Origin of the sequence: Streptomyces sp. NPDC057280 (assembly GCF_042668605.1) — a bacterium.
GTDB lineage: Bacteria > Actinomycetota > Actinomycetes > Streptomycetales > Streptomycetaceae > Streptomyces.
This window is the reverse complement of record NZ_JBHUYR010000001.1, coordinates 622,906-638,434: the sequence shown is the minus strand read 5'-3', so window position 1 is coordinate 638,434 and position 15,529 is coordinate 622,906. Positions and strand designations below refer to the sequence as shown.

Genomic DNA, 15,529 nt, shown 5'->3' with positions numbered 1-15,529 from the left:
CAGCCCCGCCCTGCCCACTCACGGCCCGCATCCGCCGAGGGGATACCTCATGGCACCACAACCACCCCTGCTCACCATGTCCGGCATCACCAAGTCCTTCCCGGGCGTCCGCGCCCTGGACGGTGTGGACCTCGAAGTCGAGGCCGGTGAGGTCCACTGCCTCCTCGGCCAGAACGGCGCAGGCAAGTCCACGCTGATCAAAGTGCTCGCAGGTGCCCACCAGCCCGACGACGGTGAGATCACCTGGCGGGGCGAGCCCGTCACCCTGGGGTCACCGATCGCCGCCATGCGCCTCGGCATCGCCACCATCTACCAGGAACTCGACCTGATCGAGGGCCTGTCCGTCGCCGAGAACGTCTTCCTCGGACACGAACCCACCTCCGCCGGATTCGTGGTGCGCGGCGCCGCCGCCCGCACCGCGACCGCGCGGCTGCTGGAGCGCCTCGGCCACGCGGAGATCGAACCCGGGCGGCTCGTCGGGGAGTTGTCCGCGGCCCAGCAGCAGATCGTCTCCATGGCCCGCGCCCTCTCCCACGAGGTGCGGCTGATCGTGATGGACGAGCCGTCGGCGGCGCTCGACCCCGAAGAGGTCGACAACCTCTTCAGGATCGTCGCCGATCTGACCGCCGAAGGGGTCGCCGTCATCTACATCTCGCACCGCCTGGAGGAGATCCGCCGCATCGGCGATCGGGTCACCGTCCTCAAGGAGGGCCGTTCGGTCGCGGGCGGCCTGCCCGCCGGGTCGACCCCGACCCGCGAGGTCGTGGCCCTGATGACCGGGCGGAACGTGGAGTACGTCTTCCCGGAACGCCCCGCGGCCGGGTTCGCCGCGCGGCGGGAGCCGGTGCTGAAGGTCGAAGGGCTCACCCGGCGAGGGGAGTTCGCGCCCGTCGACCTGGAGCTGCGGCCCGGGGAGATCGTCGGTCTGGCCGGACTGGTCGGCTCGGGGCGCTCCGAGATCCTGGAGACCATCTACGGGGCCCGTAAACCCGACGCCGGCCGGGTGCTGGTCGACGGCAGCCCCCTGCGCCCCGGGAGCGTACGCGCCGCAGTGCGCGCCGGCATCGGCCTCGCGCCCGAGGAACGCAAGGCACAGGCGCTGCTGATGCTGGAGTCCGTCAGCAGCAACGTCTCCGTCTCCACCCTGTCCCGGTTCGCCCGCGCGGGCTGGATCGACCGGCGCGGCGAACGCGCCGCCACCCACCAGGCGGTCCGCGAACTGTCCCTGCGGCCGGACAACCCCGACACCGCGATCAGGACCCTGTCCGGCGGCAACCAGCAGAAGGCGGTGCTCGCCCGCTGGCTGCTGCGGGGCTGCAAGGTCCTGCTGCTGGACGAGCCGACCCGGGGCGTCGACATCGGTGCCCGGGCCGAGCTCTACGCCGTGATCCGCAGGCTGGCCGACGAGGGCCTGGCCGTACTCCTCGTGTCCAGCGAAGTGCCCGAGGTCCTGGGCCTCGCCGACCGGGTGCTCGTGCTCCGCGAAGGCAGCGTCGTCCACACGGCGGACGCCCGGGAGCTCGACGAGCACCGCGTACTCGATCTTGTGATGGAAGGGAGCCCGACGTCATGACGCAGCCGGCCACCGCGGCGCCGAAGGACGCGCCGACCCCCGCCGCGAAATCCGCGGACGAGAAGGGGAGTTCACGCCTGACCGGACTGCGGTGGGACGTGCGCACGCTGTCCCTGCTCGGAGTCCTCGCCGTTCTCGTCGCGGTCGGCGGGATCACCGCGCCCGACGAGTTCCTGGCGACCAGCAACCTGCAACTCGTGCTCACCCAGGCGTCCGTGATCGGCGTCGTCACCGTCGGCATGACGTTCGTCATCACCAGCGGCGGCATCGACCTGTCGGTCGGCGCGATGGTCGCGCTCGCCTCGGTGTGGGCGACGACCGTGGCCACCCAGGACTTCGGGTTCGCGGGCATCCTCTTCACCGCCGTGGTCGTCGGGGTGGGCTGCGGGCTGGTGAACGGGCTGCTCATCGCCTACGGCAGGATGGTCCCGTTCATCGCGACGCTGGCCATGCTCGCCTCCGCCCGGGGCCTGGCCCTGCAGATCACGGACGGCAGCACCCAGGTCGTGACCGTCCAGTCGGTGCTCGATCTCGGCGGCCGGGACGCCTACGTCCTCGGCATCCCGCCCCTCGTCCTGATCTTCGCCGCGGTCACCGTCATCGGCTGGCTGCTGCTCAACCGCACCACCTTCGGCCGGCGCACCGTCGCGGTCGGCGGCAACGCGGAAGCGGCACGCCTGGCGGGCATCGACGTCCGCCGCCAACGCCTGTACCTGTACCTGCTGTCCGGACTGTGCTGCGGCATCGCCGCCTTCATGCTGATCGTGCTCGCCGGCTCGGGCCAGAACACCAACGGCAACCTCTACGAGCTGGACGCCATCGCCGCGGCGATCATCGGCGGGACGCTGCTCAGCGGCGGCCGCGGCACGATCGTCGGCTCCGTCCTCGGCGTGCTGATCTTCACCACGATCACCAACATCTTCGCCCTCAACAACCTCGAGACCGCCGTCCAGCAGATCGCGAAGGGCGCCATCATCGTCGCCGCCGTCCTGGTCCAGCGCCGCTCACTGCACGGAGACACCTGACGCCGCCGTGCCGTACGTCGCGCGGGGACACCTGACGCCGCCGCGCCGTACGCCGCACAGGGACGCCTGGAGCCCCGCCCGTGCCGTACGCCGTGCGGAGACGCCAGAAGCCACCCGTGCCGCTCGCCGCACGCCGGCGCCCGGACGCCGCCCGTGCCGTACGCCGCCGGACGGCGGCCCCTGACACCGCCGTCCGGCCCCCCGCCACCCCGTCCTGACGCACACCGCCCAGTCGAAGGGTCGATCCACCATGGCAAGAACCCCCGCCACCAGCCGCAGAGCACTGTTGTTCGGCACCGCGGCCGTGTCCGCCGGAGCGCTGCTGACGGCCTGCACCAGCAACGAGACCAAGGACCAGGAACCGGCCGCCGACAACGCCCCGGTCGCCGACGACAAGCCCGGCAAGGCCGTCACCATCGGCTTCGCCGGCCCGCAGGCCGACCACGGCTGGCTCAACGCCATCAACGACAACGCCAAGAGCCGGGCGAAGAAGTACTCCGACGTCACCCTGGAGATCACCGAGGGCTCCAACGACACCGCCGCCCAGATCGGCCAGATCCAGACGCTGATCAACAAGAAGGTCGACGTCCTGGTGATCCTCCCGGCCGACGGCAAGGCCCTCACCCAGGTCGGTCTCCAGGCCATGCGGGCCGGCATCCCCGTCATCAACCTCGACCGCGTCTTCGCCTCCCCGCAGGCCTACCGCTGCTGGATCGGCGGCGACAACTACGGCATGGGCCTCAACGCCGGGCACTACATCGGCGAGCAGCTGAAGGGCAAGAAGAACGCCAAGGTCGTCGAACTCGCCGGTCTCGACAACCTCGAACTGACCCAGCAGCGCACCAAGGGCTTCGACGACGCCCTGAAGAACTACCCGAACATCAGGAAGGTGGCGCGCCAGGCGGCCGACTTCACGGTGGAGTCCGGGCAGGCCAAGATGGCCCAACTCCTCCAGGCCCAGTCGAACTTCGACGCCCTCTGGAACCACGACGACGACCAGGGCGTCGGCGCGCTGCGCGCCATCGACCAGGCCGGCCGCGACGACTTCCTGATGGTCGGCGGTGCGGGTGCCAAGTCCGCGATGGACGCCATCAAGGCCGGCAACAGCGTCCTCAAGGCGACCGTCCTGTACCCGCCGACCATGGCCGCCTCCGCGATCGACCTCGCTCGCGCGCTCGGCCAGAGCAAGGGCGTCGGTGGTCTCGCCGAGTTCGAGATCCCGTCCTCGCTGACGCTCTACTCGGCCGTCGTCACCAAGGACAACGTCGACCAGTACCTGCCGACGGGCTTCATCTGACCGGCCCGGGCCACGGGCCCCGCTCGACCACAGCGATGAGTCAGTGACACTCCGACGAGGAGGAAATCCGTATGGAAGTCCGTAGGGAACCGAGGGACAACCGGACCGCACCGCCGACGCTCGGCGTGGGCATGGTCGGCTACGCGTTCATGGGTGCCGCCCACTCACAGGGATGGCGCACCGTCGGGCACGTGTTCGACCTGCCGCTGCGGCCGGTCCTGGCCGCGATCGCCGGCCGCGACGCGGACGCCGTGCGGGCTGCGGCCGCCAAGCACGGCTGGGCGGCGGCGGAGACCGACTGGCGTGCCCTCATAGCCCGCGACGACGTCCAGCTCGTCGACGTCTGCACACCGGGTGACAGCCACGCGGAGATCGCCATCGCGGCACTGGAGGCGGGCAAGCACGTACTGTGCGAGAAGCCCCTGGCCAACTCGGTCGCCGAGGCGGAGGCCATGGTCGCGGCCGCCGAAGCGGCCCGGGCCCGTGGGCAGTTGGCGATGGTGGGCTTCAACTACCGGCGGGTGCCCGCCCTCGCCTTCGCCCGCCGGCTCATCGCCGACGGCAGGCTCGGAGCCTTGCGTCACCTGCGGGTCAGCTATCTCCAGGACTGGCTGGTCGACCCCGACTTCCCGCTGACGTGGCGGCTCCAGCGGGAGCACGCGGGCTCGGGGGCGCTCGGCGACCTGGGCGCGCACATCGTCGACCTCGCGCAGTATCTGACGGGGGAGCCGCTGGTCGGGGTCTCGGCGCAGGTGGAGACCTTCATCAAGGAACGGCCGCGCCTGGACGGTGCCTCCTCCGGCCTGACCGCTTCGGGCGGCTCTCGGCGCGGGCCGGTGACGGTGGATGACGCGGCCGTCTTCACCGGCCGGTTCTCCTCGGGGACGCTCGCCGTGTTCGAGGCCACCCGGATGGCGTCGGGCCGCAAGAACGCCCTGAGGCTGGAGGTGAACGGCGAGCTGGGTTCGCTCGCATTCGACCTGGAGCGCCTCAACGAGCTGTCCTTCCACGACCATCAGGAGCCCGCCGCGACGGCGGGGTTCCGCAGGATCGTCGTCACCGAACCGGATCACCCCTATCTGGAGGGGTGGTGGCCGCCGGGCCACGGCCTCGGTTACGAGCACAGCTTCGTCCACCAGGCCCGCGACCTCGTCGAGGCCATCGCGTCCGGCACCGACCCGATGCCGTCCTTCGCGGACGGGCTCCAGGTGCAGCGGGTGCTCGCCGCGGTGGAGGAGAGCGCCGAGAAGAACTCCGTCTACACGCCGGTCGCGACAACCGACCGGCGGTGAAGTGGAGTTGCTTGGCCGTGACTGCGCTTTGTCCTCGCTCGGGAAGAAGTTTGTCTTCTTCGTGCACAAGGGGTTCCCGCCGCAGACGAACGGGGCTACGGTCCCTTTCGTGCACAGGAACCACACAGTGGTTCGACACTGACGGCGCCGACAGGTCGTACGGCCGACTCCCGAGACCGACCCAACCCCCGTAACCGCATCCGGGATCAGCCCTCCCGGAGTGCGGCCGAAGCCGCCGAATGCCGGCGGTGGGCGGGAGGCCTCCGGGCCACCCACCCACCGTCCTCCACACCACCTCGGCACAGCGACATGGCACGGAGGCAGTTCGTGAACAACGACGTGAACGCATCGCAGCCCCGGACCGGCGAGCGCACCGCGCGCACCGGCGTCTGGTTCGTCGGAGCCCGCGGATCGGTCGCCACCACCGCCGTCACCGGATGCGCGGCGGTCACCGCCGGACTGCACGCGCCGACCGGGATGGTCACCGAGACACAGCCGTTCGACGGCGCCGGTCTGCCGGCCCTGTCCACGCTCGTCTTCGGCGGCCACGACACCGCCCACTGCCCGCTGCCCAAGCGGGCCGAACAGCTCACCGAGGCAGGCGTCCTGCCGCACGGGCTCGCCCCCGCCGTACGCGCCGAACTCCGGGCCGCCGACGAGGAGATACGCATCGGCGGCCCGCTCCCGGACGACGCTCGCGACGACGAGGAACTCATCGCGGACTTCGCCGCCGACCTCACCGCGTTCCGCGAACGCCACGCACTGGCCCGCGTGGTCGTGGTCAACGTCTCCTCCACGGAGCCGCTGCCCGCACCCGACGCCGTACGGCTGCCGGCCAGCTCCCTCTACGCGGCCGCCGCCGTGCGCGCCGGCTGCCCCTACGTCAACTTCACGCCGTCCACCGGGCTGCGCACCCCGGCCCTGACCGAAGCCGCCGCGGCCGCCGGACTTCCCCACGCGGGCCGCGACGGCAAGACCGGCCAGACGCTGCTGCGGGCCGCGCTCGCCCCGATGTTCGTCCAACGCGCCCTGCACGTCAGGGCCTGGTCCGGCACCAACCTCCTCGGCGGCGGCGACGGGGCGGCGCTGGCCGACCCGGGCGCGGCGGCGGCGAAGAACGCAGGCAAGGAACGCGTCCTGGCCGACACCCTCGGACACACCCCGCAGGGCGAGGTGCACATCGACGACGTCCCCGTGCTCGGCGACTGGAAGACCGCCTGGGACCACGTGGCCTTCGAGGGCTTCCTCGGCTCGCGCATGATCCTGCAGACCATCTGGCAGGGCTGCGACTCGGCCCTGGCCGCTCCGCTCGTGCTGGACCTGGCCCGCCTGGTCGCCCGCGCCCACGAGGCGGGCCTGTCCGGCCCCCTTCCGGAGCTGGGCTTCTACTTCAAGGACCCCGACGCGGGACCGTCGGGGCTGACGGAGCAGTTCACGGCGCTGCTGTCGTTCGCCGACCGCCTGCGCAACGCTTCTTGACCCCTCATCCCCGGGCGGCAGCAGCCCAAGCCGCCTCCCCTCACGAGCGACGACGAAGGTCCGCTCGTTCTGAACTCCACCCCCCGCGCGCACTGTCCGGCCGCCCAGCGGCCACCTCCTGCGGCTCGCCGGCCCTCTGGTGAGACGGCGTCCGTCAGGCACCCGCAGCATCGCGACAACGAAAGTGAGACCCCTGTGACCGCGTTCAACGACGAAGCCGTCACCGACGACGCCCTGCGCCGCACGCTCGGCGTCAGCCGCCGCCGTTTCCTCAGCACCTGCACCGCCACCGCCGCCGTGGCGATCGCCGCCCCGGTCTTCGGCGCCTCGCCCGCCCTCGCGCAGGACAGAGCCGAAGCCGCCGCCGGTGACCGGGGGCGTTCCGCTCTGGTGCCCCCGCACAAGCGCGGCATCATCCTCTACACCGTCCGTGACGCGATCGGCCGCGATCCGCTCGCCTCCGACCTGCCCTCCGGTTTCCGCGAGGTGTTCCGGCAGTTGTCCCGGTTCGGCTACCGCCAGGTGGAGTTCGCCGGCTACGGCCAGCACGCCAACGCGCCCGGCGGCGCCGATCTGGGCACGGTGGCGGGCGCGAAGCTCATGCGTTCCTGGCTCGACGAGTACGGCCTGCGGGCGCAGGGCAGCCACGGCTACATCCCGCCGTCCTGGCCGCTGACCTCGTCCGACCTCGACACCTTCAAGCGCTTCCTGGAGATCGCCAACATCCTCGGCATGGAGCACATGGGGACCGGCGCCGACCCCACCAACACCCGCTTCCGCGCGGACTGGGACGTGGCCGCGGAGAAGTGGAACACCCTGGGCGCCATCGCCCGCCGCGAGGGCATCAAGCTCTACACCCACAACCACGACGCGGCCTACGACTTCCTCCTCGACGGCGGCCCGCTCGACGCCCAGGGCCAGCCGACCCGCAGCTCCGGCATCCGGAAGCTGGAGTACTTCCTGAAGGTGACGGACCGCAAGAACGTGTATCTGGAGCTGGACGTGTTCTGGGCCCACGTGGCCCAGTACAAGTTCCACACGTACACCGCCCACGACGGCTCGCAGCGCGAGGACGTCTTCGACCCGGCGGCGCTCGTGGTCCGCAACACCCAACGCTTCCCGCTCTTCCACGCCAAGGACGGCGTCGTGAACCTCCAGAGCGGCCTGGGCTACGACATGGTGCCCTTCGGCACGGGCGACATCGACTACCGGAAGTTCTTCACCCGGGTGGGCGCGAAGAACTACCACAACCCGATGGTCGAGCAGGACAACGCACCGAGCACGACCGTGCCCGGCCAGTCCCTGGACTTCGCCAAGATCGGCTACGACAACCTCGCGGCCCTGCGCGCCTGCAACTGACGCGACGTCACCTGCCGTGCCTTCACCCGGCTTTCCACCTGGTCTCTTGTCACCCGCCGGCCAGACCAAAGGAGTTCTGAGTGCGTAACAGACGGATCGTCACCCTCTTCGGGGCGGCCGCGTTGGCCGGAGCCGTCGGGCTGCTGCCGCTTCCCGCAGCCCAGGCCCACCCGTCGGACCCCACCCCGCCGACTTCGTCGGACTTCCAGAAGGTCACCCTCAACGACCGCCCGGGCGAGCCCATGGCCCTGGCCGTCCTGCCCGACCGGCGGGTGCTGCACACGGCACGCACCGGCGAGGTCCGCATCCACGACCCCAAGAGCGGCGTCAACTTCCTTGCCGCCGACATGAAGAAGAGCCCCGCGGGGCTTTACCAGCACGACGAGGAAGGCGTGCAGGGCATCGCCATCGACCCCGCGTTCGCCAAGAACCACTGGGTCTACCTCTACTACTCGCCCCGCCTCGACACCCCCATGGACGACCCCGCCACGCCGGGCGTCAACGAAGGCGACGCACCGCAGTTCGGCACGGCCGCGGACTTCGCCAAGTACAAGGGCGTCACCCGGCTTTCGCGGTTCAAGCTCGTCGGCAACAAGCTCGACTACGACACCGAGCAGAAGATCATCGACGTGCCCGCCGACCGCGGCATCTGCTGCCACGTCGGCGGCAAGATCGACTTCGACCACAAGGGCAACCTGTTCCTGTCGACCGGCGACGACTCCAACCCGTTCTCCTCCGACGGCTACGCCCCGCTCGACGACCGCCCCGACCGCAACCCCGCCTACGACGCGCGCCGCACCGCGGGCAACACCAACGACCTGCGCGGCAAGGTCCTGCGCATCAAGGTCAAGCGCCACGGCGGCTACGCGATACCCGACGGCAACCTCTTCGCGCCGGGCACCGCGAAGACCCGGCCCGAGATCTACGCCATGGGCCTGCGCAACCCCTTCCGCTTCGGCGTGGACGACAGGACCGGTGAGGTCTATGTCGCCGACTACTCACCCGACGCCAACACCGCCAACCCGGGCCGCGGCCCCGCCGGTCAGGGCCGCTGGATGGTCATCGACCGTCCGGCCAACTACGGCTGGCCGTACTGCGTGACCACGGACCAGCCCTACCAGGACTACGACTTCGCCACCCAGACCTCCAGCGGCGCCTTCAACTGCGCGAAGCCCGTCAACGACTCGCGCCACAACACCGGCCGCAGCGAACTGCCCCCGGTCGAGAACGCGGAGATCGTCTACGGCTACGGCGCCACCCCGAAGTTCCCCGAACTCGGCACCGGTGGCATCGGCCCGATGGGCGGCCCGGCGTACCGCTACGACAAGCACAACAAGGCCGCCAACCGCTGGCCCCAGTACTTCGACGGCAAGCCGCTCTTCTACGAGTGGACCCGCGACCAGATGAAAGCGCTCACCCTGGGCAAGAACAACGAGGTCCTGAAGATCGAGGACGCGATCCCCGGGATCGTCACGGACGGCCCGATCGATGCGGAGTTCGGCCCCGACGGCGCGCTGTACGTTCTGGAGTACGGCACCGGGTACTTCGCGGAACTGCCCGAGGCCCAGCTCTCCCGCATCGACTTCGTCCGGGGCAACCGCACCCCGGAGCCCAAGGTCGCGGCGGACGTGGTCAACGGCACCAGTCCGCTGACGGTCCAGTTCTCCAGCGCCGGCACCAAGGACGCCGACGGCGACGCCCTGCGCTACGCCTGGGACTTCGACGCCGACGGCACGGTCGACTCCAGGGAGGCGAACCCGAAGCACACCTTCGACAAGAACGGGGTCTACGACGCCACGCTGAAGGTCACCGACAGCACCGGCCGTTCGGCCTCCGCCTCGGTTCCGGTCGTGGTCGGCAACAAGGCGCCGGTCGTCTCGCTCACCACCGACCCGGCCCCGCACGGCGGCACCCCGTTCCACTGGGGTGACACGGTCACCTGGCAGGTCACCGTCACCGACGACCAGCCCGTGGACTGCGCCAAGGTCAGCGTCTCCTTCATCCTCGGCCACGACACCCACGGCCACCCGCTGTCCACCAGCAACGGCTGCTCCGGCTCCTTCAAGACGTTCGTGGACGGCGGTCACTCCGGCTCGGACAACCTGAAGGCGGTCTTCAACGCCACCTACACGGACACGCCCCCGGCGGGCCTGCCGTCCCTGTCGGGCAGCGCCGAGGTCGCCCTGACCCCGGAGGACTGACCGACTGACGACAGAGAACACACCAGCGGGGCGCCCTCACCAGGGCGCCCCGCGTTCCACTTCACCACGCCGCCGGCTGCCCGTCGTCGACGGCGATGTGCAGCCGGTCGGCGATCGTGGTGAGGGCGGTCCCCAAGGGGAGCGCGACGCGGGTGACGGCGAACTGGTCGCCCCGGGTCGGGTCCCGGTTGACGATGAGGACCGGCTTGTCGGCCCGGGCGGCCTGACGGACGAATCTGAGCCCCGACATCACCGTGAGCGAGGAGCCCAGGACCAGCAGCGAGGACGCCTCTTCGACCAGCCGCCGGCAGTGCTCGATCCGCTGGACCGGCACCGGTTCACCGAAGAACACCACATCCGGCTTCAGCACGCCGCCGCATTCCCCGCAGGGCACGACCCGGAAGTCACCGACCTGGGCATCGGTGAGATCGGCGTCTCCGTCGGGGTTGATCTCCGCGGCCGTCGGCGCGAATCCGGCGTTGGCCGCCTCCAGCCGTACGGCGAGGTCGCCGCGCGGACTGGTCGCTCCGCACGACAGACACACGACCCGGTCCAGCCGCCCGTGCAGATCCACGACCCCCGCACTGCCCGCGGCCTGGTGCAGACCGTCGACGTTCTGCGTGATCACGCCCGAGAGCACCCCGTGCCGCGCGAACGCGGCCACGGCCCGGTGACCGGCGTTGGGCAGCGCGCGGCCGAACGTGCGCCACCCGAGATGACTGCGCGCCCAGTACCGCTGCCGGGCGCGCGGGCTGGAGGTGAAGTCCTGGTACGTCATCGGGGTGTGCCGGCTGAGACTGCCGCCCTCGCCCCGGTAGGCGGGGATGCCCGACTCCGTGGAGATGCCCGCCCCGGTCAGCACGAGGACACCACCGGCGCGCACCGCCTCGACCACCGGCCGCAGATCGGTGGTGCCCGGAGGCAGGTCGGAGGGAGGGGTCCAGTGAAGGGTGGGACGCATCCGCATGTCCGCCAGCGTACGAAACCGCGCGGGGCTTCGGCTCCTGATCCGCTAGGCGTCCCCAGGGGCATCGCGCAGGGAACGGACCGTGCTCTGCAGGAACCGGAACGCCTCCGACTGTTCGCTCTCGGTCAGGCCGGCCAGCATTCTGGCCTCGAAGGCCCCTTCGGCCGCACCTTCACGTTCGCCGACCCCGGCGGCTACCAGCTCACGCTCCACGACCGCGCCTGACCGACCCCGGCCCGGCTGGCCGTGCACCCTTGCATCAGGACGGCTGCACCTCGTCGAAGAGGGTCAGGGCCTGGGCGGGGTCGGGGCTCACGAGGCGTTCCAGGCCGGCCGTCGTCATCTCCGCCCACCGGCCCGCTCGTGCCCACATCTGTTCCTCGAAGACGCGGACGGCCTTGTCCAGGTCTTCAGGCCGGGCGGCGACGGCCTCGGCGAGTTCGGCGCCCTCCAGCATCGCGAGGTTCGCGCCCGCCCCCAACGGCGGCATCAGGTGGGCGGCGTCGCCCAGGAGCGTCACCCCGGGGACGTGCGCCCAGGTGTGTGACACGGGGAGGACGTACAGCGGGCGAGGGGTGAAAGCGGTGCCGCGGCGCAGGAGTTCGAGAACGGGAGCGGCCCAGCCGTCGAACAGGGCCAGGAGCCTCGACCGGGTGGAGTCGACGTCGGACAGGTCCAGGTCCCTGTGCCAGTCCTGCGGCACCCGGAACTGGGCGTACACCTTGACGTGGCCTCCGCTGTTGCGCTGCGCGACCAGACCTCGGTTCACCCCGTACACGGCCAGCGAGCCGTCACCGATCAGCCGGGCGAGCTCGGGATGGCGCGCGTCGACGTCGTCGAGGGAGGTCTCCACCGCCGTGACCCCCGTGTAGTGCGGCGTCACCGACGAGACGGCCGGACGGACCCGGGACCAGGCGCCGTCCGCGCCGATCACGAGGTCGTATGCCTCCGGCCGCCCGTCCTCGAAGCGGACGAGTGCGCCATCGTCGTGGGTCTGCGGCACCACCTCTGCCACGCCCCGGCCCCACTGCACGTCGAGCGGGCCGAGCAGCAGGTCGCGGAGCTGCCCCCGGTCGATCTCGGGATTGGCCTCGTCGCCCGGGCGGGGGCGCCAGTCGCGCAGAACCGTCCCGTCCGTGTCCAGGATGCGCATGGCCTGCCCCTCGGGGCGGGACAGGGCCCGGAACTCCGCCAGCAGCCCCGCCTTGTCCAGGGCGAGCTGACCCAACCCCGCGTGCAGGTCCAGCGTGCCGCCCGGAGGCCGGGCATCGGGGGCGGGATCGCGTTCGAAGACGGTGACGGGGTGACCGTGGCGGTGCAGGACACGGGCGAGGGTGAGACCGGCGGGACCGGCTCCGACCACGGCGATACGATGCCTCATGTCGATACACTGTATTGCTATGATACGCCGCATCGCAACAGTACGATGTGGCCATGACTGTGTGGGACCGGCCGGAGCCGCCGACGCGCCCCGTACCGCTCGACCGGGAGCGGATCGTCGCCGCCGCCATCGCGCTGGCCGACGAGGGCGGACTGGACGACGTGTCACTGCGCAAGGTCGCCGCCCGCCTGAAGGCCGGACCGATGCGGCTGTACGGCTACATCGCCACCAAGGAGGAGTTGTTCGACCTCATGGTGGACGAGGTCCAGGCCGAGATCCTCCCCGAGGCGCGGCCCGCTGACTGGCGGGAGACTCTGCGCGTCCTCGCCCACCGCACTCGGCAGACCGTGCTCCGCCACGAATGGCTGGCCGACCTGCTCGGCAGCCGTCCGACCCTCGGCCCGAACGGCCTCGCCGTGACCGAGGCCAGACTGGCCGCGCTGGACGGACTCGCCGACATCGACACCGCCATGCGCGCCGCGGAGACCGTGAGCGCCTACACCACCGGTGCGATCAGACGCGAGGTGGCGAACCTGCGCGCCGAGCGCGCCACGGGCCGGTCCAAGAGCGCCTGGCAGCGCGCCAACGGCCCGCACGTGACGAGGATGCTGGCCACGGGACGCTTCCCGGCGCTGTCCAAGGCCGTCCACGAGGCCACGCACGTGGACGCCGAGGAATCCTTCGAGGCCGGCCTGGACTGGGTCCTCGACGCCGTGGCCGCCAGACTCGCCCGGTCCTGAGCGCCTTCGCCGGGATCCCCGAAGCAGGGGACGCCGACGAAGACCCCGTTCGTGCGGATCAGGACAGGAAGCCGGCGACGAGTGCGGCGAACTCGTCCGGCTCGGCGAGCCGGATGCCGAGGTCCTCTGCCTTGGCACGCTTGGAGCCGGCGCCCTCGCCGGCGACCACCAGGGTCGTCTTCTTGGAGACGCTGGAGGAGGAGCGGCCGCCGGCGCGTTCGATGAGCTCGTTCATCTGGTTGCGGGAGAGCTTTTCGAGAGCACCGGTCATGGAGCCGGTGACGACGACGGTCATCCCCGCCAGCGGCAGGTCCGTTGTCGCAGCCTCCTCGGGCGCTTCGGCAGGGCCGGCGTCCGCAGCGGGCGGCGGCGTCGCGCCGGGTTCGGTCATGTTGACCCCGACCGCGACGAGCTTGTCGATGAGCGGGGCCAGTTCGGCGAGTTCGGCGACGATGGACGGCGCCTTCTCCGTGCCGATGCCCTCCACCTGCTGCATCGCCTCGGCGTCGGCGGCCCGGATGTGGTCCATGGTCGCGAAGTGACGGGCGATCCGCCGGGACATCGACCGGCCGGTGCCCCGCACCCCGAGCGCGCACAGCACCCGGGACAGCGGCTGCCCCTTGGCCGCGGTCAGCGCGGACAGCAGGTTGTCCGTACTGGTCTCGCCCATCCGCTCCAGGGCCAGGAGCTGCTCGCGGGTGAGGGTGAACAGATCGGCGAGATCGGCGACCAGACCGGCGTCGACGAGCTGGACGACCCGGGTGTGCCCGAGGCCCTCGATGTCGAGCTGGTCGCGGCCCGCGGCGTAGGAGAGGGAGGCGACCAGGTGGCAGTTGCGGCCGTTGGTACAGCGCCAGCGCTGCTCGCTGGTGTCGATGTCCGACCCGCAGCGCGGGCACACCTCGGGGAAGGCGATGGGCTGCTCGTCGCCGGTGCGCAGGTGGGCGACGGGGGCCTCGACGCGGGGGATGACATCGCCGGCCCGGTAGACCATGACGTGGTCGCCCAGGCGCAGGTCGCGGCGCGTGATGTCGGCCGGGTTGTGCAGGGTGGCGTAGGTGATGGTGGAGCCGTCGATCTCGACCGGTTCCAGGACCGCGCGCGGGGCGATGATGCCCGTGCGGCCCACGTTCCACTCCACTTCCAGCAGCCGCGTGATCTTCTCCACGGCCGGCAGCTTGTAGGCGATCGCCCACCGCGGGGCGCGGCTGCCGGAACCGGCGGCCTGCTGGTCGGCGGCCAGATCGGCCTTGATGACGACGCCGTCGATCCCGAACGGCAGCTCGGCGCGCAGCGCGGCGATCTCCTCGACCCGGGCCAGCACCTCCTCGACGCCGTCGGCGGTGGTGCCGGGCACGGAGGTCGACGCGGTGGTGTTCACCCCCAACGCGGCTGCCTGCGCCATCAGTTCGCTGTGCGCGCTCTTTCCGAGCCGGTCGGCGAGAGCGGTGTCGGTGCCGGGCAGCGGGAGCAGGCCGTAGCCGAAGAACGTCATCGGTACGGTGTACGTACGCTCTTTGGCGCGCAGGGTGCCGGCCGCGGCGTTGCGCGGATTGGCGAACGGCTGCTGGCCGTGCTGCGTGCGCACCTCGTTGGCGTGCTCGAACTGGGCCGTCGTCATCAGGATTTCGCCGCGGACCTCCACGGTGACCGGCTCGGACAGGGTGTCGGGCAGGCCCTCGATGGTGCCGATCGCATGGCTGACGTCCTCCCCGGCCGTGCCGTCCCCGCGGGTGATCAGCTGTCTCAGCCGGCCGCGGGTGTAGCGGGCGGCGATGGCCAGCCCGTCGAGCTTCGGCTCGCTGCTGAAACGGGTGACGTCATGGCCGATGCGGCGGGCCAGTGAGGCGGCCCAGGTGGTGAACTCCGCGGCGGAGAAGACGTTGTCGAGACTGAGCATCGGCACCGTGTGCGGGACGTCCCCCTCCACCGCGCCGCCGGCGACCTTGCCCGTGGGGGAGTCGGGGAGCACCTGGTCGGGGTGGGCGTCCTCCCACTGCGCGATGCCGCGCACCAGCCGGTCGTAGGTGTCGTCGTCCAGGGGCGAGGTGCCGCCCTCGTAGTAGGCGGCCGAGGCCTTCACCGCGTCCTCGACCGCCTGCGCGTAGGCGGCGGCATCCACGATCTGTGCAGCTGGTGTCGTCATGCGGATCATCTTGCACGCCGCCACTGACAACGCCCCGCCGCCGACCGGCGCGCGAGGCGAGCCCCACCG

General features: G+C 71.2%; 11 protein-coding genes and 1 pseudogene. 9 read left to right on the top strand and 3 right to left on the bottom strand.

Annotation, left to right across the window (positions count from 1 at the left end; genetic code table 11):
- Nucleotides 1-49 precede the first annotated feature (49 nt).
- The 7 genes from ACFUO4_RS02845 (at nucleotide 50) to ACFUO4_RS02815 (ending at nucleotide 10,226) form a co-directional block, all read left to right on the top strand.
- A complete protein-coding gene (locus tag ACFUO4_RS02845; RefSeq protein ID WP_383479243.1) occupies nucleotides 50-1,573 on the top strand; it encodes a sugar ABC transporter ATP-binding protein in 1,524 nt (507 codons plus the stop codon).
- Nucleotides 1,570-2,598, top strand: a complete 1,029-nt coding sequence (locus ACFUO4_RS02840) for an ABC transporter permease (RefSeq protein WP_383479240.1) — start codon at nucleotides 1,570-1,572, stop codon at nucleotides 2,596-2,598. The genes ACFUO4_RS02845 and ACFUO4_RS02840 overlap by 4 nt, the downstream gene beginning before the upstream one ends.
- Before the next feature lie 250 nt (nucleotides 2,599-2,848).
- Complete coding sequence (locus tag ACFUO4_RS02835; protein WP_059190947.1) at nucleotides 2,849-3,895, top strand: substrate-binding domain-containing protein; 1,047 nt, start codon at nucleotides 2,849-2,851, stop codon at nucleotides 3,893-3,895.
- Nucleotides 3,896-3,966: 71 nt separating this feature from the next.
- On the top strand, nucleotides 3,967-5,187 hold the full coding sequence (locus tag ACFUO4_RS02830; protein WP_383479237.1) for a Gfo/Idh/MocA family protein: 1,221 nt from the start codon (nucleotides 3,967-3,969) through the stop codon (nucleotides 5,185-5,187).
- Nucleotides 5,188-5,514: 327 nt separating this feature from the next.
- Nucleotides 5,515-6,666 carry an inositol-3-phosphate synthase gene (locus ACFUO4_RS02825; protein WP_383479234.1) on the top strand — a complete coding sequence of 384 codons (1,152 nt, stop codon included), beginning with the start codon at nucleotides 5,515-5,517 and terminating at the stop codon, nucleotides 6,664-6,666.
- Between the two features lie 195 nt (nucleotides 6,667-6,861).
- Nucleotides 6,862-8,025, top strand: a complete 1,164-nt coding sequence (locus tag ACFUO4_RS02820) for a sugar phosphate isomerase/epimerase family protein (protein WP_383479231.1) — start codon at nucleotides 6,862-6,864, stop codon at nucleotides 8,023-8,025.
- 80 nt (nucleotides 8,026-8,105) lie between these two features.
- Nucleotides 8,106-10,226 carry a PQQ-dependent sugar dehydrogenase gene (locus ACFUO4_RS02815; RefSeq protein ID WP_383479228.1) on the top strand — a complete coding sequence of 707 codons (2,121 nt, stop codon included), beginning with the start codon at nucleotides 8,106-8,108 and terminating at the stop codon, nucleotides 10,224-10,226.
- Nucleotides 10,227-10,287: 61 nt separating this feature from the next.
- Here ACFUO4_RS02815 and ACFUO4_RS02810 read toward each other — a convergent pair whose 3' ends face one another.
- A complete protein-coding gene (locus tag ACFUO4_RS02810; RefSeq protein WP_383479225.1) occupies nucleotides 10,288-11,193 on the bottom strand; it encodes an NAD-dependent protein deacetylase in 906 nt (301 codons plus the stop codon).
- 147 nt (nucleotides 11,194-11,340) lie between these two features.
- Here ACFUO4_RS02810 and ACFUO4_RS02805 point away from each other — a divergent pair.
- Nucleotides 11,341-11,418, top strand: a pseudogene (locus tag ACFUO4_RS02805) (VOC family protein); the annotation flags it as partial.
- Between the two features lie 34 nt (nucleotides 11,419-11,452).
- Here ACFUO4_RS02805 and ACFUO4_RS02800 read toward each other — a convergent pair.
- Nucleotides 11,453-12,574 (bottom strand): FAD-dependent oxidoreductase, encoded by a 1,122-nt coding sequence (locus ACFUO4_RS02800; protein ID WP_383479222.1) that lies wholly within the window; start codon nucleotides 12,572-12,574, stop codon nucleotides 11,453-11,455.
- Nucleotides 12,575-12,627: 53 nt separating this feature from the next.
- Here ACFUO4_RS02800 and ACFUO4_RS02795 point away from each other — a divergent pair, with 53 nt between their 5' ends.
- Entirely contained in the window at nucleotides 12,628-13,314 is a 687-nt protein-coding gene (locus tag ACFUO4_RS02795; RefSeq protein ID WP_383479219.1) for a TetR/AcrR family transcriptional regulator, read from the top strand.
- 58 nt (nucleotides 13,315-13,372) lie between these two features.
- On the opposite strand, the gene ligA is transcribed toward ACFUO4_RS02795, so the two are convergent.
- Nucleotides 13,373-15,460 (bottom strand): NAD-dependent DNA ligase LigA, encoded by a 2,088-nt coding sequence (gene ligA, locus ACFUO4_RS02790; RefSeq protein ID WP_383479216.1) that lies wholly within the window; start codon nucleotides 15,458-15,460, stop codon nucleotides 13,373-13,375.
- Nucleotides 15,461-15,529 lie beyond the last annotated feature (69 nt).

Coding starts and splice junctions, on each gene's coding strand:
- ACFUO4_RS02845 (WP_383479243.1), top strand. CDS start 50: ATGGCACCACAACCACCCCTGCTCACCATGTCCGGCATCACCAAGTCC.
- ACFUO4_RS02840 (WP_383479240.1), top strand. CDS start 1,570: ATGACGCAGCCGGCCACCGCGGCGCCGAAGGACGCGCCGACCCCCGCC.
- ACFUO4_RS02835 (WP_059190947.1), top strand. CDS start 2,849: ATGGCAAGAACCCCCGCCACCAGCCGCAGAGCACTGTTGTTCGGCACC.
- ACFUO4_RS02830 (WP_383479237.1), top strand. CDS start 3,967: ATGGAAGTCCGTAGGGAACCGAGGGACAACCGGACCGCACCGCCGACG.
- ACFUO4_RS02810 (WP_383479225.1), bottom strand. CDS start 11,193: ATGCGGATGCGTCCCACCCTTCACTGGACCCCTCCCTCCGACCTGCCT.
- ACFUO4_RS02800 (WP_383479222.1), bottom strand. CDS start 12,574: ATGAGGCATCGTATCGCCGTGGTCGGAGCCGGTCCCGCCGGTCTCACC.
- ACFUO4_RS02795 (WP_383479219.1), top strand. CDS start 12,628: ATGACTGTGTGGGACCGGCCGGAGCCGCCGACGCGCCCCGTACCGCTC.
- ligA (WP_383479216.1), bottom strand. CDS start 15,460: ATGACGACACCAGCTGCACAGATCGTGGATGCCGCCGCCTACGCGCAG.